20 protein-coding genes are annotated in these 21,209 nt (G+C 46.2%); 6 read left to right on the top strand and 14 right to left on the bottom strand.

The window, feature by feature from the left end:
* Positions 1-27: 27 nt before the first annotated feature.
* The 10 genes from DC345_RS14575 to DC345_RS14530 all read right to left on the bottom strand — a co-directional run bounded on the left by DC345_RS14575 (position 28) and on the right by DC345_RS14530 (position 9,954).
* Positions 28-855, bottom strand: a complete 828-nt coding sequence (locus DC345_RS14575) for a MurR/RpiR family transcriptional regulator (protein ID WP_113053705.1) — start codon at positions 853-855, stop codon at positions 28-30.
* Between the two features lie 6 nt (positions 856-861).
* Positions 862-1,551, bottom strand: a complete 690-nt coding sequence (locus DC345_RS14570; RefSeq protein WP_258530681.1) for an N-acetylmannosamine-6-phosphate 2-epimerase — start codon at positions 1,549-1,551, stop codon at positions 862-864.
* A 17-nt stretch (positions 1,552-1,568) separates the two neighbouring features.
* Positions 1,569-3,122 carry a DUF4127 family protein gene (locus DC345_RS14565; protein WP_113053704.1) on the bottom strand — a complete coding sequence of 518 codons (1,554 nt, stop codon included), beginning with the start codon at positions 3,120-3,122 and terminating at the stop codon, positions 1,569-1,571.
* 26 nt (positions 3,123-3,148) lie between these two features.
* Positions 3,149-3,967: a carbohydrate ABC transporter permease gene (locus DC345_RS14560; RefSeq protein WP_113053773.1), complete on the bottom strand. Its 819-nt coding sequence runs from the start codon at positions 3,965-3,967 to the stop codon at positions 3,149-3,151.
* Between the two features lie 26 nt (positions 3,968-3,993).
* A complete protein-coding gene (locus DC345_RS14555; RefSeq protein WP_113053703.1) occupies positions 3,994-4,875 on the bottom strand; it encodes a carbohydrate ABC transporter permease in 882 nt (293 codons plus the stop codon).
* A gap of 67 nt (positions 4,876-4,942) precedes the next feature.
* On the bottom strand, positions 4,943-6,256 hold the full coding sequence (locus DC345_RS14550; protein WP_258530667.1) for an ABC transporter substrate-binding protein: 1,314 nt from the start codon (positions 6,254-6,256) through the stop codon (positions 4,943-4,945).
* 252 nt (positions 6,257-6,508) lie between these two features.
* A complete protein-coding gene (locus tag DC345_RS14545) occupies positions 6,509-7,498 on the bottom strand; it encodes a serine/threonine protein kinase (RefSeq protein WP_113053702.1) in 990 nt (329 codons plus the stop codon).
* Between the two features lie 155 nt (positions 7,499-7,653).
* On the bottom strand, positions 7,654-8,523 hold the full coding sequence (locus tag DC345_RS14540; protein WP_113053701.1) for an alpha/beta fold hydrolase: 870 nt from the start codon (positions 8,521-8,523) through the stop codon (positions 7,654-7,656).
* 195 nt (positions 8,524-8,718) lie between these two features.
* Positions 8,719-9,381 carry a ribonuclease H gene (gene rnhA / locus DC345_RS14535; protein WP_113053700.1) on the bottom strand — a complete coding sequence of 221 codons (663 nt, stop codon included), beginning with the start codon at positions 9,379-9,381 and terminating at the stop codon, positions 8,719-8,721.
* Positions 9,382-9,468: 87 nt separating this feature from the next.
* Positions 9,469-9,954: a HEAT repeat domain-containing protein gene (locus tag DC345_RS14530; protein ID WP_146752136.1), complete on the bottom strand. Its 486-nt coding sequence runs from the start codon at positions 9,952-9,954 to the stop codon at positions 9,469-9,471.
* 226 nt (positions 9,955-10,180) lie between these two features.
* Between DC345_RS14530 and DC345_RS14525 the strand changes: the two genes are divergently transcribed.
* Positions 10,181-10,747, top strand: coding sequence for a DUF421 domain-containing protein (locus DC345_RS14525; RefSeq protein ID WP_113053698.1), 567 nt, complete (start codon positions 10,181-10,183; stop codon positions 10,745-10,747).
* A gap of 66 nt (positions 10,748-10,813) precedes the next feature.
* Here the strand turns inward: DC345_RS14525 and ssuD are convergent, their stop codons facing one another.
* Positions 10,814-11,974 carry an FMNH2-dependent alkanesulfonate monooxygenase gene (gene ssuD / locus DC345_RS14520; RefSeq protein WP_113053697.1) on the bottom strand — a complete coding sequence of 387 codons (1,161 nt, stop codon included), beginning with the start codon at positions 11,972-11,974 and terminating at the stop codon, positions 10,814-10,816.
* A gap of 248 nt (positions 11,975-12,222) precedes the next feature.
* Between ssuD and DC345_RS14515 the strand changes: the two genes are divergently transcribed.
* Entirely contained in the window at positions 12,223-12,807 is a 585-nt protein-coding gene (locus DC345_RS14515; protein ID WP_258530666.1) for a TetR/AcrR family transcriptional regulator, read from the top strand.
* A gap of 221 nt (positions 12,808-13,028) precedes the next feature.
* Here the strand turns inward: DC345_RS14515 and DC345_RS14510 are convergent, their stop codons facing one another.
* Both DC345_RS14510 and DC345_RS14505 read right to left on the bottom strand, forming a co-directional pair.
* Entirely contained in the window at positions 13,029-13,796 is a 768-nt protein-coding gene (locus tag DC345_RS14510; RefSeq protein WP_113053695.1) for an ABC transporter ATP-binding protein, read from the bottom strand.
* 2 nt (positions 13,797-13,798) lie between these two features.
* Positions 13,799-14,875, bottom strand: a complete 1,077-nt coding sequence (locus DC345_RS14505) for a FecCD family ABC transporter permease (protein ID WP_218642250.1) — start codon at positions 14,873-14,875, stop codon at positions 13,799-13,801.
* A gap of 344 nt (positions 14,876-15,219) precedes the next feature.
* On the opposite strand from DC345_RS14505, the gene DC345_RS14500 reads away from it, so the two are divergent.
* The 4 genes from DC345_RS14500 (at position 15,220) to DC345_RS14485 (ending at position 20,585) form a co-directional block, all read left to right on the top strand.
* On the top strand, positions 15,220-15,570 hold the full coding sequence (locus DC345_RS14500) for a MarR family winged helix-turn-helix transcriptional regulator (protein ID WP_258530665.1): 351 nt from the start codon (positions 15,220-15,222) through the stop codon (positions 15,568-15,570).
* A 52-nt stretch (positions 15,571-15,622) separates the two neighbouring features.
* The gene (locus DC345_RS14495; RefSeq protein ID WP_113053694.1) at positions 15,623-16,468 is read left to right on the top strand and encodes an alpha/beta hydrolase; all 846 of its coding nucleotides are present in this window, start codon (positions 15,623-15,625) and stop codon (positions 16,466-16,468) included.
* 193 nt (positions 16,469-16,661) lie between these two features.
* Complete coding sequence (gene sigK / locus DC345_RS14490) at positions 16,662-17,363, top strand: RNA polymerase sporulation sigma factor SigK (protein ID WP_113053693.1); 702 nt, start codon at positions 16,662-16,664, stop codon at positions 17,361-17,363.
* Between the two features lie 576 nt (positions 17,364-17,939).
* The gene (locus DC345_RS14485) at positions 17,940-20,585 is read left to right on the top strand and encodes a galactose-binding domain-containing protein (RefSeq protein WP_113053692.1); all 2,646 of its coding nucleotides are present in this window, start codon (positions 17,940-17,942) and stop codon (positions 20,583-20,585) included.
* 107 nt (positions 20,586-20,692) lie between these two features.
* Here DC345_RS14485 and DC345_RS14480 read toward each other — a convergent pair whose 3' ends face one another.
* Entirely contained in the window at positions 20,693-20,872 is a 180-nt protein-coding gene (locus DC345_RS14480) for a hypothetical protein (protein ID WP_063565447.1), read from the bottom strand.
* Between the last annotated feature and the right edge of the window lie 337 nt (positions 20,873-21,209).

The raw sequence follows: 21,209 nt of genomic DNA, 5'->3' as shown, positions 1-21,209 counted from the left end.
TGCTTTCCCCCTATTCACACAAACCCTTCAATAAATACGGTCGATAACCGCCCTGGCCGTTAATTCCTTCATCTTTTTAGTCTCTTCGCCATGCTCGCGCTCCAGTCCCTGGCAGAGTAAGTCGATAATAAACAGCTGAGAGATTTTAGCTCCTACAGAACCGCCTTCAAGGGGAGACTCCTTCCCCGCGGTCAAGAGCAAGATATCTGCAATAGAAGCAATGGGGGATTTGGCATAGTTCGTCATGGCAATCACCTTAGCCCCGTTTTGTTTGGCCTTCATCAACATATCGTTGGTATCCAGCGTACTGCCGGACACGCTGATGCCAAAAGCCACGTCACCTTCTCCCATCGTTACCGCCATCATGGACTGAATATGGCTGTCTGAATTCGCTTCCGCACGCCGCCCGATACGCAAAAATCGGTTCTTGGCATCCATAGCGGTAATGCCTGACGAGCCCACGCCGAAGAATTGCACATGTCGTGCGCTGTCCAGAGACTTTACTGCCTCTTCCAACTGGCTGCGATCCAGCATACCCAAGCTGGATTGCAGCACACCCACCATCGATGCATATAAATGGTCGGCGTAATCGTCCTTTCCCTGCTCGCCGTCTGGCTGGTTCTGCCGTTTCGGCAGCCCCTGGGCCAGCATCAGCTTGAAATCCTGATAGCCTTTAAACCCGATTTTACGGCAGAATCTCATCACCGTGGTCTCTCCGGTACCAGCAAAATCAGCCAGCTCAGTCACAGAAAAATAGATGATATTATCCGGATTGTCCCGTACGCACCTGGCCACCTTCTGCTCCGACTTGGTCATGGAAGGATAATACGTATTAATTCGGTCATTCATCTCCATTACTCTTCATCCTCGCTTTTTTCTGGTCACTGCTGCGAACTGTCGGGTAATTAGCTGTGGCCGAGTTATTGCGGAGCCCACCACAACCGCGTATGCCCCCAGATCAAGCGCTTCTTCTACCTGAAAAGGTTTACTAATCCGCCCTTCGGCAATGACCGGAATCTTCAACCGCTGTGCGGACATTCCCAGCAGCTCCAAATTAGGCCCTTCCTGCTGCCGGGAATACGGTGTATAACCCGATAGTGTAGTCGAAACACAGCTGACTCCAAGTGACTCAGCATATAAAGCTTCCTCCAGAATGGAGATGTCTGCCATGGAAACTACCCCATTGGCGTTCAGATAGGCGGTGATTTGCTCCAATGTATGATTTTTCGGCCTGCTCTGGCGGGTCGCATCAAATGCAATGATATCCGCTCCGGCCTCCAGCAGCTCGTCAATTTCTCTGAGGGTTGGGGTGATATATACAGCAGAATCCGGGTAATTGCGCTTTACGATGCCAATAACCGGCAATGAGACGGTCTGCTTGATCGCACGCACATCTGCTGCCCCATTCGCCCGAATACCCGCGGCCCCTCCTTCCTCCGCAGCCGCCGCCATACGGGCCATCATAGCCGCGCCATGCAGCGGTTCATCAGACAGCGCCTGGCAGGAAACAATCAGCCCCAAATGCAGTTTCTCCAGCACTACCTTTGTCAGGGTTCTCACCCTCTCTCTTATATTCTGCTTTCCTTACCAGGGTTGGATGGTACGAATCGTACAGACAGGCCCACTTCGAACATCCGGTTCCATGGCATATAACAATCAGTAATCTGGATACTCCCTGCTGCAGTATCGATTCGCACAGCAAGCTCTTGACGCAGCCTTTCCTCTACTCGGGCGGCAACAAGGCCACGAGATCCATCCAGCAAGTACTTGCCATATCCCATCTCCTGCACCGGGCCATTGCTAAGTTCTCCCCGAACGACTGAACAATAGCAGACATCCTCAGCATAGCGGAGAGCGAGGAAATCAAGATGCGATTGTGTACGTCCATAGAGCAGATAGATCATGGCCTGCGAAATGACGGTTCCCAGCGAGTTGGAGCTGGTATTCCAGGCGGCATATCCAGCCAGATCAAATAACATGTCTTTATGCCGCAGCATCCTGACCAGCTTCTGATCCCCACCATTGGCATATCCCACATCCGCTACAGCCACCGGCTTGTTCTTGCTCCTGAGCAGAAAGTGTCCATATTCCACCAGTTCCATCAGGTTTCGGTATACATCATAGCTGTAAAAAGAATGCTGCTGCGACACCGCTTCCGCCATCGTCTCTCCGGGTGTGCTAATCAACAGCACCAGATCTGCTTCAGTCTCACTGGATGCAATTAACCCACCTGCAGCCAAAATCTGATATTTGAGCGTCTCATAGAAAAATCGATCCTCGAATAGCGGGGTAACAAACGCCCCCTGAACAGATGATAATCGTGGGTACACCAGCGGCATCCGGCCGCGAGCCTTGTTCATCATTCTGGAGAGCAGTACGCAACCAACTTCGTCCGCACCAGGATACATGTAGACTTTAAGTTCCAGATCAAGGGCGGTAATCCGGGCTCGCACTTTCTCCTGATCCTTGGCTGTATGTCCATAAGGCGCCGAATCATCCTGCGGCACAATCATGAAGTCGATAATTCCTTCCTGGACCAGAGCCAGCACTTGCTTGTTAGCTTCAATATTTACGGCCCTGCGTCCCAGGTAATCTTCCAGCACTTCCAATGGTAGACGGTTATTGATATCGGCCAGCTCGCAGATCTCCTCATCCGTCGCAATCCCCAACTCCAGCCGATGGCTGATGAAACCTTTGCGAAAAATCTCTCTTCCCCAGTCGGCGTAATAATCCGGCTCCTCATCGGACAGGGAATATTGCGGGCAGCGCATAATCAGTTGGAACGCATACAGGGTTAGCTGCGGGTACTGCAGCTTGATCCCCCGAAGGCGCTCCAGACGCGCCGTCAATTCATCTGGCTTCAACTGATGCAGCCGGGAAGGAATAATCCCGCCGTAGAGCAACGTATCCAAAGCAACGATTGCTCCATCTGCCCCTGCACAGCTCTCCTCAAACCAGGTCCATAACTGTTCCACATCGCCCGGACGCTTTTTCAGGCCCATGATTTCAAGTGGGGGACGCTCAACTTTGAATTCCGTTCCCTGTGCCAACAAATAAGGGAACTCATAATTGCAAGGCCGTTCATCTAACGGAACAAAGGTTAGCTTATACTGCTTCAGCATGAATGCGTTCACCCTTTCTGTGTTTTTTATCCTTTAATCGCTCCTGCGATGCCTTCCATATAGTATTTTTGGGTGAAAAGGAACACGATGATAATCGGCAGCACCGAGATCATGGTGCCGGCGGCAATCCAGCCGAAGTTATACGAGAACTGACCGTTCAGATACGTCAGGGCCGCAGCCAATGGATATTTCTGCGGATCATCCAGCACCACAATCGGCCACAGGAAATTGTTCCAGAATGCCATAACTTCAAGCAAGCCAATGACGGCAACCCCTGGTTTCACCAATGGCATGACAAGCTGCACGAAGATGCGGAGTTCGGAGGCTCCATCCATTTTGCCAGAATCCCGAATATCCGTCGGTATGCCCAGAAACGTTTGTCGCATCAGAAAGATGTTAAATACCGACACCGCGGCCGGAAGCACAACCCCAAGAAACGTATTGCCCAAGTGAAAGGCCTGAATGGTTAAATAATGCACAATCATCGCCGTTGCCGAAGGAATAATCATGGTCGAGATCAGCAGCGTGAACACCAGATTCCGTCCCTTGAACCGAAAGGTTGCGAGTGGATACGCCGTAAGGCAGGACAAAAAGATGTTAAATACTACCCCAAGGATCGTAATCACCACCGTATTAATGATGTAGCGTGGAAAATCCATGAACTCCCACACCTGTACGTAGTTATCAAACGCGATGAAGGTAGGTAGAATGGCTGGTGGATTGGCGAACACATTACGACCAGGCATCAGCGATACGCTGAGCAGCCACAGAAAAGGACCCATCATAAACAAGGCAAGCAAAATCAATAGTACATAAATGATCAAATGACGAAGCGTTTTTTTCATTCTTTTAGACGAAAGCGTACGCTGGATCAATAGGTATTCACCCCGCCTCTCCGGTTCAGCCGGAACACCAACACACTGAGCGCAGCTACCATCACACTGACGATCAGCCCAAGCGCCGAGGCATACCCGAAATTGAATTGCTCCAGCCCTTTTTGGAAAATGTATACGCTTGAGGTCAGCGTGGACGTTCCCGGCCCGCCCTTGGTGAGAATATAGACCTCATCGAATACACGAACGGCACCCATCACCGAAATTACGGTGCAAAAGAGAATATGCGGCCGCAGCAGCGGAAGCGTCACATGAATAATCAGTCTCAGTGGTCCAGCTCCATCCACTCTGGCGGCTTCGTACAGATCTGCCGGAATGCCCTGAAGCCCAGCCAGATAGAGCATCATGTAATAGCCCAAACCCTTCCACATGGTGATAAACATTAACACATACAGCGCTGTACTGCTCGTGGAAAGCCAGGAGACCTGCTCACTGAGAATGCCAACCTTCAGTAGCAGGTAATTGACCACGCCGTTATTACCCAACAGCCAACTCCAGATCAGTGCCACTGCGACCATGGAAGTTACAACTGGTATGTAGTAGGCAGCCCTGAACATTTTGACACCCGGAATCCGGCTGTTAACCAGAATGGCCATAAGGATCGAGACGATTTGAATCACCGGTACAACCAGCACATACACCAGCGAATTCCACAGTGAAATCAGGAAATTATGATCTTGAAAGGCCCGGGTAAAGTTATCCAGACCAACGAAATGTGTCTCTGTAATGACAGAATAATCGGTTAATGAGAGGGGTATCCCGTAAATAATCGGCCAAAAGGTGAAAATCGCCAGAAACAACAATCCCGGTGCCATAAACGCCCATGCAGCAAAAGATTCGGATCGAATCGCCTTGTACACGGCTACGCCTCCCTCTCTTCTAGGATTGAGGGGGAGTACTCCCCCACATCAGACTGTACCGCTAAGTTCAGGAATCTTGGTTAAGAATCTGGTTAACTTCCTTCTCCACTGCGTTCAACGTTTCTTTAATATCTGCTCCGTTCATCAAAATTTCCTGCAAGCCCCGTGCCAATGCGGAGTTGATATCTCCTGCATTCGGTACGCCGACCATGTAATCAGTAGCTTTATCGAGACTTTGAGAGGAGGCTACCTTGGCTTCGGCTTCCAGCGATCCGTCGGATTGCGTAAAGAACGGATCTTCAATGGAGGCTTTACTCGATGGCAGCGTATTGGCTACCTTGGAGAAGGCAGTCTGGTTCTCTGCATTGGTCATAAAGGCGGCAAATTCCACCGCTGCCTTGGGGTTTTTGGATTTTTGTGGCACAACGAGATCCATGGAATTGGAGAGCCGCAGGTTCGCTTTGCCCGTTGGGAGCGTTACCGCAATCGTGTTTTTGTAAACATCCGGTGCAGATTTCTTAATGAAGTTGATAAAGGTTGGACCCGACAATTGGAAAGCGACCTGCTCCCCGGAAAAATACTGAATCTGCTTGCTGAATTCCGCATCCTCCTTCAGCACAACGCCTTCAGCCATCAGATCACGCATTTGAGCAATCATCGCCTCTGCTTCCGGTGTATTAAAAGCTGCTGCCGTTTTATCCTCATTTAGAATCGGGATGCCGTCGATTGGAAACAGCTTGGAGACAAGCTGCTGCGCATAACCGGCCACTCCGGTCTTTTCATGGACCTGACGGGCCCACTCCACGAGTTCCTCTCGGGTCTGCGGCGGATTTGCCGGATCAAGGCCTGCCTCCTTCACCAGCTTGGTATTCATGAACAGCACTTCGGTACCTGTGTACCAAGGAAGCGCGTAAGCTTTGCCATCCAAAACAGTAGAATTATAAATGCCTTCAAAGTAACTCTTCGCTTCCTCATCTGTCAGGTATTCATTCAGATTCAGCAGCGCTCCCTTACTTCCCAATTGACTGGCGAATTCAGTATTGAGGTTCACAACATCAGGGCTTTTGCCACTGGCCGTACTGGTCAATAAACGCTGTGAAATGGCATCATATGGATAGTCCTTCCACTCGACTTTCACGCCAGGATGACTGCTCTCATACTTGGCAATCAATTCATTGAAATAATCGTTGAACGTTGGCTGTAAAGCAATCGTCCAAAATTCCAGCGTCACCGGCTTTCCAGCTTCCGTACCCGTCTCCCCAGTGCTTCCCGGACTCGGCGTACCAGCCGTATTGTCATTTCCTCCGCAGGCGGCAAGCAGCATAGACATCATAACGACTAGCAGCAAAGATACTGTAAAGCCCTTTCTGTTGGTGGTCACACAACATTCCCCCTCAGTTTGGTATAAGACGGGAGCCGGCGCTTACGTCAGATTTCCTGGCTAATTACTCCATCTTTCCAATGGAGTATATGCAGGCCCTGGAGTTAGAATGAAGTATTCTTCCAGAAATAAATAAAAAAAAGAAATAATTTTTCTTTTAGGCTAAAAAACACAAAAAACAAGCCAGTTCGATCCGTATAAGGACCAAACTGGCTTTTTTGTTACAACTATATGTATAAGACAAGGCTGCAATCAAGCCGTCTCATGCTGTTTCTTCGGCTCTGCTTCGTAGACTTGGGTATGTTCATTCTCCGCCAAAACCCATTCTACCGTGCCAGGTTTGCGTATTTTCCACATCCAGGCCTGTACTTGAAGTGATCTCTTAACCCAAGCGAGGGAAGCACACCGTTGCTCGGAACGAACCGATAATCCCCAGTGAATAACGCGTGCGAGCCACCGATTCACATACTCATTATGAGAACGTACAGATGGCAATTCATCGCGGAACAGTCGCTGTTTTACATCCATAGGGGGCTGCCCGCATGTCCAATAATGAAGCAACGCTGCCAGGCTATATATGTCTGACATCGGTCCCTGACTGGATTTCTCCGAGTAGAACTCAAGCGGCGAATACCCGGCCGATGTAAAGATCGCCTGTTTTTCCCCGGATTGTACAGGCCAACGAGCTGCTGAACCGAAGTCCAGTAGTTTCGGCGTACCGTCTTCCATCACCATAATATTGGATGGCTTCACATCGCGATGAAGAATTCCCTGCTTATGAATATAGTCCAGTGTATCTACTAGCGGAAGCAATGTTTCCGTAATAAATGCCGCGTCCAGCGCATGATTTCGCTCAATCAGATATTCGGTTAAGGTTACCCCTGTACAATATTCCATAACAAGATACCCTGTGTCATTTTCTTCGAAATGATCCACGTACGACACAATATGAGGATGATGCAACGTGGATAACAGCTCTCCTTCGACCAAAAATGCAGCAAGAAGTTCCTGATACTGACCACTGAACCCCCGTGAAGAACAGAACACTCCCCGTTTGTCAGCCTGACGTGTTGCCAGCCTCTGCGGGAAAAACTCCTTAATCGCTACCTTTGCACCTGTATTCCGATCTCTTCCTGCATATACAATAGCCAGCTCACTGCTAGCCATGAGATGTCTTACCTGATATGTATCATTTAAAATTACATTGCGCTGCAATGCCATTTTACAATTGTCCTTTTTCATAACAGACCCTCTTTTCAACCTTGTCGATCGGAAGACTTGCCGCATGTTGCATCATTCGGTCCAACCAGACAGGCGTTTCATCGCCAACCATGTATATAAACCAAATGATGCAATTTGAATCACAAGCATGCGGAAATATTAAAAAAATTCTAAATTTAATAATTCTTCTGTAAAAATTGCTTAATTTCTTGGTTCATCTGCATCAACACGTCTTGAGACGGAAAATGACCTGTGTCGTATTTGATTGCTTTGACATTCGGAATAATCTTCTGCGCTCTTTCAATGACCTTATCTGCCGGGAAAAAGACATCCTTTTCTCCCACCAGCAGCAGAGTTGGCGATGTATAATTCACCAATTCGTCCTGCTCTGTAAGCTTGGGCATATCCTGCTCCAGACTGACGTATTTGAAGATTTTCCCGATTATATTTTTATCTATTTCTTTCATACAACTGCATGACATGATATCCGCGATCTTTTGCAAAGAAGTTGGAGAAGAAGTCATTTTGTATGTTACAAGTGGCAACACGATATCCTGAGCCATTTTAATTTTGGATCCCACGGCCAGTCCAGCGGGTGCTACCAGAACAGAACATGCAATTCGGTCCGGAATGTAAGTTGCCAGTCTTAGGATAATTCCGCCTCCAAAGGAAGGACCGATAAACGCACTTTTTTCGATCTTGTAGTGATCCAGCAAATCAGAAATCCACAAAGCCAAACTATCAAACCTTGCCGAAATTCGTGTTTCTTCACTGTAGCCTGGATGACCGATCGTATCCGGCGCGATAATCCGGTAATCTTTGAAAAGAGAAGAGAACCATGACAACGTCATCGGATTCACACAATTTCCGCCCTGAAGAATAAATAGCGGCTTACCGTCTTCTGGACCTGTTAATAAAACATGCGTTTGTCCAAAACGTGTCTCGACGTACTCTCGTGTAAAATCCTCGCCCAATTGCTCAACATACGCTTCGTATTCCTCAAGTATGCTGCTCTTGCCTTCTTCACTTCTATAAATGGAACTCATGTCTGCCTCCTGCAAAGTATACTCTTTCAACATTTTATGGATTTTAAGGTCCATAAATATAAAAGAGCCCGCTGATGACAGGCTCCTTCATATGTGTAACTTATCATAATGAACTGATTATAGAATGGAAACTGGAAATTGTAAACATCGTTTCTCATAGAAAATTAATAATACAGAAATTGTAGAGAAATAGGGCTATTTTCGGCCGTAATCTGCCTTGATTTCGCCCCACTGCTTGGTCTGCCATTTTAGCACTTTATTACTGTACGTATTCGTTCGGAGCCACTGCTCTGCACGGTCAATCATCAGCCAGATCTCTTCGGTGGAGGCATCCCTTGCGAGTGTGGTGGACACCGCTTTTTGCTTCAACCATTTCATCGCATTGACGGAGTCCGTATAAACCGTCTTGCTACTGCCCTCTTTTTTGAGATACGCCAAGGCATGTACGATGGCCAGAAATTCCCCGAGGTTATTTGTACCTTTGGAGATTGGCCCAACGGAGAAAATAATCTCACCCGTGCGGGTATCTACGCCTTTATACTCTACCGGCCCTGGATTCCCACGCGTACCAACATCAACCGAGATGCTGTCATAGTCAATTTCTGCGGAGGTCTCCATGCCCGCGCTTCTTCCGCTGCTGCCAGACTTCGTCTTTGAAGAAGCGCCTGAACCACTGGCACCCGTACCCCAGTTTCCTTTCCATCCTGCATGATATGCCTCTTCTGCGGCAGCTTTCGATTCATACGATTTATATTTTGCTCCGGTAAAATGATCCGTTTGTGCTTTGCATTCAGCCCATGTGCTGTATACGCCAGGCTGCTTTCCTGCCCAGACGACATAGTATTTCTGCTTTGCCAATATGACCCGCTCCTTCGTATGCTGCATTCAATTCCTTATTGTAAACGATAGGGAGGTCAGATTGAAAGAAGCGTGTTTATCTAATTTCTACACTTGATACCTCCATTTCTTCAACATGTCTAATGCTACTTCCAGAAGCTTGCTTGGGTTATGTGAGATTTGCATTTCAATAATTTGTTGACACCTAAGGTTTTGTAAATCCGATAACCTATCCATCATTTGTTCCAGCAACATAAATGACTGCGCGCTCACTTCCAGACTGGAATCACCGATAAATGGAATAATGTTCTCAATATGTACTATGTAATCCAGATTTTCAAGAGCGTATAGCAATGTGCCTCTGCTTCCTGATGTCTTGGAGTCGGTGATGACTTCAATTAACGGTTCAACTGCTCGATCATCTCCAATGTCAGATAAAGCGATAGCAATTGTGTTGCGTAATATGGTGTTGTCCGTAGATTTCAGGAGTTCAATCAAGAAAGCGAATTGAGTTATATCCTTTTTTTCACCAATATATGATATTTGTTTAACAACGCCTTCCATATCTCCTTGGGAAAGATGCTTTTGTATCATGTTTGTATACATTGTACGTTGTATCACTCCTCATTTTGTTAGAATAAAGCTCTCCATAATAATATCGGTCATTTCCTTATTTTAGGATGTAGTATAATGGTCCTTATAATGTCGGGACTATTTTCCTCATCCACATCTCTTGTCCTAAGCAATTGTATATTTCAACCAGATCAGGAACAGGCTAAGAAATACGACACATGATTTGGTACAGAAAGGAATACAACCAATGGACTGGATATGGAAATCCATCTTGCTTGTACTGATTGGCATGATTCTGTTGCGGATTGCTGGACGTAAATCCATATCGCAAATGAGTGTAGCCACGACGGTCATTATTATCTCAATCGGAACAACGATTGTGCAGCCAATTGCGAATCATGAGTTAGGCAAAGCGATCGGATCAGCGGCGGTGTTTATCATCACACTTCTGATCGTTGAACAATTGCAATTGAAATTTAATTGGTTTGAAAAACTGATGAGCGGAAAATCGAAGGTTGTTGTGGAAGATGGGAAGTTAAATCTGCCAAATTTGAAACGCATGCGCTTTTCCGTGGACCAATTGGAGATGCAACTGCGGGAAAAAGGAATTACAAGTATTGCCGATCTGGAAACGGCCACGGTGGAGCCAAACGGACAACTCGGATACGTGCTCAAACGGCACGCACGCCCAGTAACCATAGGTGATCTGGAAGCACTCCTGAAGCAAGGTACATGGCCCACGGAATCCAAGGAACTGTTCCAGGAGGTCATCCAGGACGGACACTCGCGTCCAATCGACTCCAAGATACAGTAAATGAAAAAGACACCCGAAGGATTCATTCAGGTGTCTTTTAATTTTCACTGGTAATCCCTTATGAAATTAGGACTTAAAAGTAACTTCCGTTTTGACCGGGTGGTCCGGAATGTTGTTATTGGCAATGATTTCTCCAAATGGACCAACAAAGGAATGATCGCCGCATTCTCCATGTTGCGAGTACTGAAGTTTTGGAAACAGCAGTTCGGCCGTACGATAACATTCTTCCAGATGCGGATAACCGGATAAAATGAAAGTCTCAATCCCCAAATCTTCATATTCTCTGATTCTGGCTGCCACCTGATCGGGATCACCCACAAGTGCGGTTCCGGCACCACCTCTAACCAATCCGATCCCCGCCCACAGATTGGGGCTAATCTCTAGGTTGGAGCGATCCCCATTATGCAGCCTGGCCATTCTCTGCTGGCCCACGGAATCCATGCGGGCATAGATCTTCTGGGCAGCGGCTATTGTATCCTCATCCAGATGGGAGATTAGCTCATTTGCGGCCTTCCATGCTTCATCTGCTGTCGGACGTACAATAACATGCATACGTATGCCAAAACGAATGCTTCTTCCTCTTTTCGAAGCCAGCTCCCGCATTTGATGAATTTTAGCTTGCACCTGACTTGGTGGTTCACCCCACGTTAGATATACATCGACATGATCTGCTGCCACTTCCATTGCAGCATCCGAGGAACCTCCAAAATAGAGTGGTGGATGTGGCTGTTGGATGGTCGGATACAGGACGGAACCACCCTTAACCTTCAGATATTTGCCTTCATAGTCAACCGCCTCTCCCTGCAATTCCTTGCGCCAAATGGTCAGAAATTCATCGGCTAACACATAGCGCTCATCGTGGTCCAGGAACAGCCCTTCGCCTTCAAGCTCAATGGGATCTCCACCAGCCACCACATTGATCACCAGTCTTCCTTTGGAGAAACGATCCAGTGTTGCGGCCATGCGGGCAGCTGTAGTAGGCATCATCAGTCCCGGACGCGCAGCGACGAGAAACTTGAGCCTTTCCGTGGAAGAAATCAGCGATGAAGCCACAATCCACGCATCTTCACACGACTTTCCCGTAGGTAACAAAACACCGGCATATCCTAGTTCATCCGCGGCTTGTGCCACCTGCTTGCAGTAGTGATAACTGACCGCCCGGGCTCCTTCTTTTGTTCCAAGATACCTGCCATCCCCGTGTGTGGGAATAAACCAAAACAGTTCCATAGGTATGTCCTCATTCCTATCCTTATATTTTATTTTTCCGATTGATTTGCTATGTTTTATTTATTATGATAGCTATTATCTGTTGGATATCAACGATCAATTAGGCAGAATCTGAAGGTTAAACAACGCATTTGACCGATGTGTTGCGAAATGTCTTATTCATCTACATTCCCAAACCATTTGAAGGCTCAACAAAGTTGATCAATCCGTTGTTTTCGAGGTGATGAGAAGTGAATGAATCCCGTGGAGTGGATCGAAGAATTTTACGGACCCGTGTGATGATTTCCAATGCTCTCCTGAAAATTCTGCCACAAAAAGCCTACACCGAAATTAGTGTCGTGGACATCGCCGAACAAGCGAATATCAATCGCTCTACCTTTTACGCCCACTTTCTGGACAAGGATGATTTATTGGATAGCATGGTGAATGAGAAATTTCAACTGCTTGAGGAATTATTGGCGGAACGGAATGCTCACCTTGGGAGCCTGCCTTCATTTAACGAGCCAGATCCCATTTTTGCAGTATTGTTCGAACATATTTTGGAACATGATGAATTCTATCGGGTGATGTTACTCATTAATCCTGCCGGGAATTTCAACAGCCGATTGAACGAAGTGATTAGAGAGATGTTTTTGGACCGGATAGCCCAATTAGGTATGGAGCAAAAAGAAGTTCCTCTCGAGATTTTACTGGATCATATCAGCTTCTCCACCATTGGAATTATTCACAAATGGCTTGCTGACAGTAAGGTAAACTCACCTCATCATATGGCTCTTCAATTGACCCGCATAGCTCTGTTAGGAACATATAAAGCGATGGGAACATCGGATTAGAGGGAGTAGCCCCACCTCCAAAAAGGTGATGCATGGCATCTGAATACACTTGACATGTGACCCTTGACTCTGGAACAAAAAGAACTGTCATTTAAGCATATATTCCGCTTAAAGACAGTTCTTCTTTTGCTGCTTACTCCATAATTCCCTGTGCAACCGGAGCTATTGTGGAAGAGATAATGAGAGAACATGTGAGTTTCAACTGAAGACAGTTCTTTGTCTCACCGTGTACTCAAATAGGCAATACCCAAGCCACCGGTAACCGGATTTTCGTAGATTTCACATTCCACGTCGAATACTTCGCCAATCATTTCACGGGTCAGAATATCGGCGGGTTTGCCATGAACCACAATCTGTCCCTGCTTCACGACATAGAGGTAATCGCAATACGCTGCGGCGAGTTCGAGATCATGAAGCGCAGCCAATATGCCGATATCCAGACTCCGCACAATGTTGAGGATCTGAAGCTGATATTTGATATCCAGATGATTGGTAGGCTCGTCCAATATCAGAAATTCAGGTTGCTGCGCCAGCACACGGGCGAGGACCACACGCTGCTTCTCCCCGCCGGACAGGGACACGTAATTGCGGTCTGCATGGCCGGTCAGATGTACCTTTTCCAACGCCTGCTCCACGATTTCATAATCCCTTTCATTATCCGTCTCCAGCAGTTTCTTGTGAGGAGTGCGACCCATCATGACCATTTCACGCACAGTAAAATCAAAGCTCAATTCGTTAAACTGACCCACAACGCCCATATGCCGGGACACGACCTTGGGACTGGATTTCAAAATGTCAGTATGATCGAGAAATACTTTGCCTTGCTGTGGTTTGATCACTTTATAGATGCTCTTGAGCAGCGTTGATTTGCCACAACCATTCGGGCCAATCAGCCCGACGAATTGCTTGCCTTTCACCTGTAAAGAAATGTCCCGGATAATATCCGTGTTCAGCACCGATATGGATACATTTTCTACATTCAGTTTCATGTTTATTTTCCTCCAAAACCGTAGCCTTTTTTGACTAACATATACATAAACATCGGCGCACCAATCATCGCTGTAATGATCCCGATCGGCAATTCAACGCTGGAAATCAGTGATCGTGCAATAACATCCGTCCAGATCAGGAAGATGGCACCGAATAGTACGGATACTGGCATGACCTTACGGTGGTCAGATCCAACCAGCCCTCTCACAATATGCGGAATAATCAACCCGACAAAACCGATCATGCCACAGCTTGCCACCATTACGCCGGTGACGAGCGCCGTTAACAGCATATACAATCTGCGATATACACTGAGATTAATCCCTAGCGTAACCGCGGCTTCGTCACCCAGCAGCATCGTATTAAGGACCCGGGATTGCAACAGGAAGAACAGAATGGCTACGAGCACAACGATGCTAATCAGCGGAAGCTTGTTCCATCCTGATGAGGCAAGACTGCCCATGGTCCAGAATGTTACGGTCTTGATGCCTTCGGCATTGTTGGCAAAATAAATGATAAAGTTCGAAAAGGCACTGCACAGTGCATTAATGACCATCCCGGCAAGCACCAGCTTGACCGATGTCATTTTCCCCCGAATACCTGCGAGAGCCAGGACCAGCAAGGATGCACCCATCGCTCCGGCAAATGCCCAGAAGGCCACCCCGGTCTGACCCAGCCAGCCAATCGCGCCGAATCCGATCAGAATGGCAAACGTAGCCCCTAGTGAAGCTCCTGAGGAGATGCCCAGTATATACGGGTCTGCAAGCGGATTCTGCACGGCAGCCTGCATAACTGCACCACACAAAGCTAACCCGGCACCGATAAACATGGCCATCAGTACACGCGGAAAGCGAATCTGCCAGATGATATCCGTAAATGACCCCGCCTCAATCGGTGTAGATCCGAACTGAAATCCGGTTAATTTGTACAACAGAATACGATAAGACTCGGCGAGCGGAATGCTCACCTGTCCAATGGATACAGCAATCCCAACCGAAACAACCATTACGATGATTAAAGCGGCAATCAGTACTGCAAAACCGGATTTGCTGTGAATCAGGGATTCCCTTTTTCCCATACGCTGCTTCTGAACCTGAGCCGTCTGTGCCATCTCTTCCCCCATCAATTCCACTTGAATTTGAATAATAAAAATGTAGCTATTTACAAAGCATTTTCTCGGATTATAATTGAGAATGATTATCTTTGTCAATTGTATATATACAAAATAAGGACATTGGAATACAACCAAAAGAGCAGGAGATTATTCTAGCTGCTCTTTTTTATCTCTTTTACACACCAATATTGAAATACGAGCTTGACATTAGTTTGATAACAAACTATATTACACATATGAAAACGACAGACGCTATATCACTCATATCCAAAATTAAAGAGAAGGTCAACCGCTTCATTTTATCCGAGATGGCTCAACAGGGAATCCAGGATCTGGCCACATCCCATGGGGATATTATCTACGCCCTGTACAATAATTCCCGAATGACCATGGCTGAAATAGCCAAAAAAATTGGCAAGGATAAATCCACGGTCACAGCGCTTGTCGACAAATTGGTGCGTAACGGTTATGTCGCCAAAGATCGTGATGCAACAGATTCACGGATTGTCCATGTGACATTGACTGCAAAAGGAGAAGAACTTAAACCGGTATTTGAACATATTTCACGTCGTATGCTGGACGCGTTTTATGCGGATGTTACTGAAGCGGAGAAAAAGGAACTGCTTCGAATTTTGATGAAAATTCACGGCAACTTCTAATTTTTTTTGGATTAATAGTTTGATATAAAACTAATTTTGGAGGTTTTTCCTAATGATCGATTTTACTCAATTGCTACCTGAACATGAAGTCAAAACGATAGGAAAACATGATTTGTACCTTGAAATATATGCAGGTGATACGGCTCCCCACTCGGTAAATTCAGTAACAAAGCCACCTCTCTTGTTTGTTCATGGCGCATATACAGGCAGCTGGATGTGGAGCAAATATATCCCCCACTTTGTTGAACAAGGCTGGACCTGCTACGTCATGAACCTGAGAAGTCATTACAAAAGCCGGGTAATGGACATGACGAAAATTACGTTTGAGGATTATTTGGAGGATATCCGCGAAGTTCTGGCAGAGTGCACAACACCTCCTGTTCTCATCGGCTTCAGCATGGGTGGAATACTCAGTCAGAAGATTGCCGAGACGATTACTTTAGCTGGATTGGTCGTGATTGATTCCAGTCTAAGCCAGGAAGTTCATCAATTGATTCCCTATCCTGAGGGTGATCGAATTACACCTGACATTGTTATCCCTCCCCCGGCCCGCGAAGAGCACAGCAGTATTGACGAATCTGCGGAGGACATTGCATTTCAACGTAAATATCTGCAGATGGAGTCATCGAAGGCATTTCTCACGTTCTCGGCGGCATTTGGATCAAGCGGCGGTGTATCCATCAACGGCAATTTAATTACATGTCCGAGTCTGGTCATCAAAGCCGTAGAATCCGATGATGAGGAGCGAAGAGGTCAATTGACTGCAGAACAGCTAGGCGCTGAATATGCAGGGCTGTGGGATACGACCCATACCGGATTGCTCGTTGGCCAGCGATATTTGGAAGCTGTGGAGATCATTCTGAAATGGTTAAATCGGCTAGACAACATCAGTTCCTAGTCTCACATAATGAATCATTTAAAAGGTACAATCGTATGTAATGTCCCATAATTGTCTCAACGGATTGGTTTGAGCATCTAAACCTTTTTCAAGTGTACGTGCACTTCTGGGCCCCTGCCCACATACAATAAATCGACCCTGTTCCCACATGTGCTCAGGCCAGATCGTTGTAAAACTGCAGGAGGTGTCATCTGTGCCCGGATTGTTTACCGCAATTGCCCTGTTCATTAAAGAGTTAACGTTACTTGTCTCGTATGTCAAAAACAACGCCTTCCCCCAGCCTCTCGCTGAGGATGATGAAGCCAAACATTTACGCCTCATGGCCGAAGGAAATGCTCATTCCCGTAATCTGCTTATTGAACACAATCTGCGCCTCGTCGCGCATATCGTCAAGAAATTTGACAATACTGGCGAAGATCAGGAAGACCTGATTTCAATTGGAACGATTGGTTTGATTAAAGCCATTGAAAGTTTTCAACAAGGAAAAGGCACTAAACTAGCTACGTTTGCTGCTCGCTGTATTGAAAATGAAATACTTATGCATCTTCGCTCTCTGAAGAAAACACGTAAAGACGTATCCCTTCACGATCCTATAGGAACGGACAAAGAAGGCAATGAAATTACATTAATCGATATTCTCGGAACAGAAGCCGACGACGTTGTAGATAAGGTGCAACTCAAGATTGAAAAAAGTAAGATTTACCGCAATCTCGACATCTTAGATGATCGGGAGAAGGAAGTTGTTATTGGCCGATTCGGCTTGGAGGCAGGCGGGGAAGAGCGCACCCAACGCGAAATAGCGAAGGAACTTGGCATCTCACGCTCCTATGTATCACGGATTGAAAAGCGGGCGTTAATGAAACTGTATCACGAGTTTTATAAATCGAAGCAGTGAGAGCACAAGCTACAGGTAGTACTGATCACAATAGAGTATAGGAAGCGACTTGTCTGCGGATGAGTTGCTTTTTTTGTTGCGGTGTATCAGCGTTAGGTAGAAGCTTATCCACAAGTGAATAACGGAGGAACTTCGTTCAAAATTAATTTAGAATTAGAATATATTCTTTGCAGATGCCGCCAGTACGATGATTAAAAATAGGACGGGTAGTATGGTTTTTTCCCATCACTTTCTGCACGGATTTGTGTAATCGTAGCCTCAGTCATAATTACCGCACGCCACAGACCGTCAATATATCCACCATTTGCAACCAAATGCCTATACTCATTAATACACCGCCGAGATAGCAAGAATAGTCAAACTATCCTTATCATAATTGTACTTATTTTCTGTTAAAAACTCTCCCAAATCCCTCTCGCATAAAATGTAAATTTTTGTTGTTTAATTGAATATTTTACCTTATTATAGATTTCGAAAGGAGGACTAGATGCTTTTTGACATACTCTAAGAAACACGCTTATACCCATTCAGTCGATTTGTTTTGCAATTCATTTATTTTCTGGGAGGAAAATGATTATGCACAAGGTATACTCTTCGATTAAAAAGGCATGGGCTTCTTTTCTCGTACTATCTCTTCTACTACCGTTGCTGGCAGGGCTTTGGCCTGGGCAAGTATATGGTGCATCTAACAACGAAGGTTCAATCACTTTAACGGCAGACAATGAATTTACATTGTATCTTAACGGCAAAGTGATTGGTACAGGGAACGATTGGAGCAGAGCTTATACTTTCCCTCTTCAGATTCAAACAGGTAAAAACGTCATTGCAATACAAGCCAAGGATTTGGGCAGTTATGCGGGACTGCTCGCTGACCTTAGCTATATGGATGAAAATATCGTAACGGATTTCAACTGGAAAGTATCTGAACGTTATGCGGGGGGCTGGGAGCAGTCGAATTTTGATGACTCTTCCTGGTCTCGTGCCACCGATTTCGGAAGATACGGGACATCCCCATGGAACCAGATTACCGGTATGCCAGAGGAAACAAGCGCTCGCTGGATCTGGGCAGGTAGCAGCAACTATAATTCTCCGGTTACCGAAGGCTATTTCCGCATTTCCTTTAACGTAACTGAAGATGGATTGGCTGTGAGCAATCCGGTACAGTCCTCCGGTCAATTCGAACAAGTTGACTATCAGTTAAAACCCACACTTCCTATGCCTCCCTCCATCTCTCAAAAACTTCCTGTCGTGAACCCGGTATTTGAAACCGCTGAAGAACAGGGCAGTTTTGTTCTGACCTCACAAGAAGCTGCCCAGTTGGGTAACAGTCTGGTGTCGGGGCAGATTTTCCTGGATCAATCCTCTGCTCGTGCGATCAAAGTAACCAATCTCACCAGCAATTCGGGCGGAACTCTCGTCGATTACACTACACCTGGTGTAGAGGAGGTTTTCGACTATTACGATATTCCTGAGCAGGAAGTATCTCTAGAAGAGCAGAATATCGTAATGCCTGACCCTGACATGGTACTGGATGCTCAGGATCTTCTGCAATTCGATGCTTCTTCATCCCTAGAACAGAGCAGCCAACAGGAAATGAATCAGGAAGCGCCATCCAATGATGATGCTGTCATGCAGTTGGACGAAATCATTCGGACGGCCGGAACAGATGATTTTGCCAATTGCCGCAAATCGGGTAATGAATTCGTCTGTGATTTCAAGAAAGTTCTCGTGAATCAGCAAAATTCGAATGGCAACAAAGTCTATGTGGAAGCAGGCGGCAAACTTACACTGATTACACCAAAGGTAACTGGAAAATATGGATTCTGGGGCAATTATGATCTGAAATTTACAGCTGGCGAGAAGGCCAACATCTACATCAAGGGCGATGCAAAATTTAAAAAGGAAGTCAAAGTTCCGATTTTTGGATTCAACATTAGTGCCGGCAGTTTGGGCGCTGTATCCGTCGGTGTATTCCTGGTAATCGGCGTTGACGGCAGCGTCACGTTTGAATTCCAGGTAGATCAGGGATACACCGTAACTGCGGGAGTCAAGGGAAAAACCCGTGTCTTCATCCCTATCAAAATTCAACCCTACAGCAGTGTGGACAAGTATCTGACCGTTACCCATAAAATTGAAGGACAGATTACAGCCTGGGCAGGTGCCAAAGCAGAGGTTGGATTAACCATTGTCGGCAAAAAAATTCTGGAAGTCAGTGTCTTCGCTGGCATTGAGGGGACGGGAAAATGGACAAGCAGTACGGATGTGCCAAGCGCTATGTCCCTTACTATTGATGCGCTTATCAAGGGAGAGGGTGCTGTATTCAATAAATCGTTCAAGCTCTTTGAACTGCGCTGGAATCTGGTGAAACTGGAGAAAAACCCATCGACCAATCCCGGCACAGGAACAAATCTGGCGCGAAATGCGACCATAACCGTTGATTCAACCTTCTCGGGGTACTCAGCAGCAAAGATCAACGACGGTGACAGGAACACGACACTCGGTGAAAATTATAGCTGGGCGAATGATCGAAATTCCCCATTGCCCCAATATGTTGTAGTAGATATGCGTACAGCCAATTCCATTAACCGGATTGATTTATATACCTCCCAAGGCTACCCGATTGCCGATTATGATCTACAATACTGGAACGGCGTAACCTGGGTGAATCTGGTTCAAGTAACAGGCAACCAGGATTTGATGCGCTCACACACGTTTACAGCAGTTAATACAACTAAAGTCCGTGTCGTCGCACGCAAAGGACCAAGCCACCAGCCAGGATATGTAAGAATTAACGAACTCGAAATTTATGGCAATCCGAATTTGGCCCGCACCGCATCCATCACAGCAGACTCAACCTTCAGTGGATATTCCCTATCCAAAATAAATGACGGTGACCGGAGCACAGCACTTGGCGGTGCATCCAGTTGGGCCAATGGTGCGAATACTCCTTTACCTCAAAACGTTGCGCTTGACCTTGGTCAAAGCAAACAAGTAAGCAAAATTGACTTGTACACGACACAAGGCTACGTATTGGCTGACTATGATCTCGAATACTGGAACGGCTCAACCTGGGTTTCCCTTGTCAAGGTTACCAGTAATAAAGATACGTATCGAACACACAGCTTTAGTCCCGTCAACACTTCCAAAATTCGGGTCGTGTGCCGCAAAGGACCGTCGCATCAGGCTGGGTATGTACGGATTAACGAGCTGGAAATTTATTAATTCCAGGATAATGTAATGATAAATGCCTCCGCACCGCACATTGTGTGGATAGCGGAGGTTATTTGTTATTCAAGCTTTGATATGTCTTATTCACAGCTCACGAAGATTTATACACTCACTGAAACGATGGAGCCTACCTTTTGTAGGATGAGGAATTCTTTCTCTACACTATCGATAAAATACTTCTTCTCACCAAATATCACGACATCATTCTCGGCTAATTGAACATCGCTTTTGAAATAGATAAAATTGTCCGTTTCTCTGAACGCACCTTTGTAGTAGTACAAGTTGTCACCTTCTTCTTGGAGAATTGAATGATTTTAACCTACTGTAATTACTATTCCTTTCGTTTAAAACACATCTTGTAAAGCATAAGCCCCATGCCTGATGAACAAATAAGATAGCCAAAGAACAAGAACAGTAAGTAAATACCGTGAAGATCTTCTGGAATCTGATTTACACCTTCAAACCATGCAGAACGAATAGGATACAGTAGCGCTACCCAAATGATCAGCACGATCAGAATATAATTAATTATTTTTCTCACAGTAACGATCCTTTCAGGTCCGAGTGGAAACAGGAAATAATAGATAGCAACTCCAACAACGAAAGTAAAAAAGCCGC

It is taken from the genome of Paenibacillus taichungensis (assembly GCF_003287275.1).
GTDB lineage: Bacteria > Bacillota > Bacilli > Paenibacillales > Paenibacillaceae > Paenibacillus > Paenibacillus taichungensis_A.
This window is presented reverse-complemented; position numbering and strand designations above follow the sequence as displayed.

Bases quoted from the DNA above. Each gene is read 5' to 3' on its own strand.
- DC345_RS14525 (WP_113053698.1), top strand. From the start codon at position 10,181: ATGGACTGGATATGGAAATCCATCTTGCTTGTACTGATTGGCATGATT.
- DC345_RS14575 (WP_113053705.1), bottom strand. From the start codon at position 855: ATGGAGATGAATGACCGAATTAATACGTATTATCCTTCCATGACCAAG.
- DC345_RS14500 (WP_258530665.1), top strand. From the start codon at position 15,220: ATGGCTCAACAGGGAATCCAGGATCTGGCCACATCCCATGGGGATATT.
- DC345_RS14540 (WP_113053701.1), bottom strand. From the start codon at position 8,523: ATGAGTTCCATTTATAGAAGTGAAGAAGGCAAGAGCAGCATACTTGAG.
- DC345_RS14530 (WP_146752136.1), bottom strand. From the start codon at position 9,954: ATGATACAAAAGCATCTTTCCCAAGGAGATATGGAAGGCGTTGTTAAA.
- DC345_RS14545 (WP_113053702.1), bottom strand. From the start codon at position 7,498: ATGAAAAAGGACAATTGTAAAATGGCATTGCAGCGCAATGTAATTTTA.
- DC345_RS14495 (WP_113053694.1), top strand. From the start codon at position 15,623: ATGATCGATTTTACTCAATTGCTACCTGAACATGAAGTCAAAACGATA.
- DC345_RS14510 (WP_113053695.1), bottom strand. From the start codon at position 13,796: ATGAAACTGAATGTAGAAAATGTATCCATATCGGTGCTGAACACGGAT.
- DC345_RS14485 (WP_113053692.1), top strand. From the start codon at position 17,940: ATGCACAAGGTATACTCTTCGATTAAAAAGGCATGGGCTTCTTTTCTC.
- DC345_RS14560 (WP_113053773.1), bottom strand. From the start codon at position 3,967: ATGAAAAAAACGCTTCGTCATTTGATCATTTATGTACTATTGATTTTG.
- DC345_RS14505 (WP_218642250.1), bottom strand. From the start codon at position 14,875: ATGGGAAAAAGGGAATCCCTGATTCACAGCAAATCCGGTTTTGCAGTA.
- DC345_RS14565 (WP_113053704.1), bottom strand. From the start codon at position 3,122: ATGCTGAAGCAGTATAAGCTAACCTTTGTTCCGTTAGATGAACGGCCT.
- ssuD (WP_113053697.1), bottom strand. From the start codon at position 11,974: ATGGAACTGTTTTGGTTTATTCCCACACACGGGGATGGCAGGTATCTT.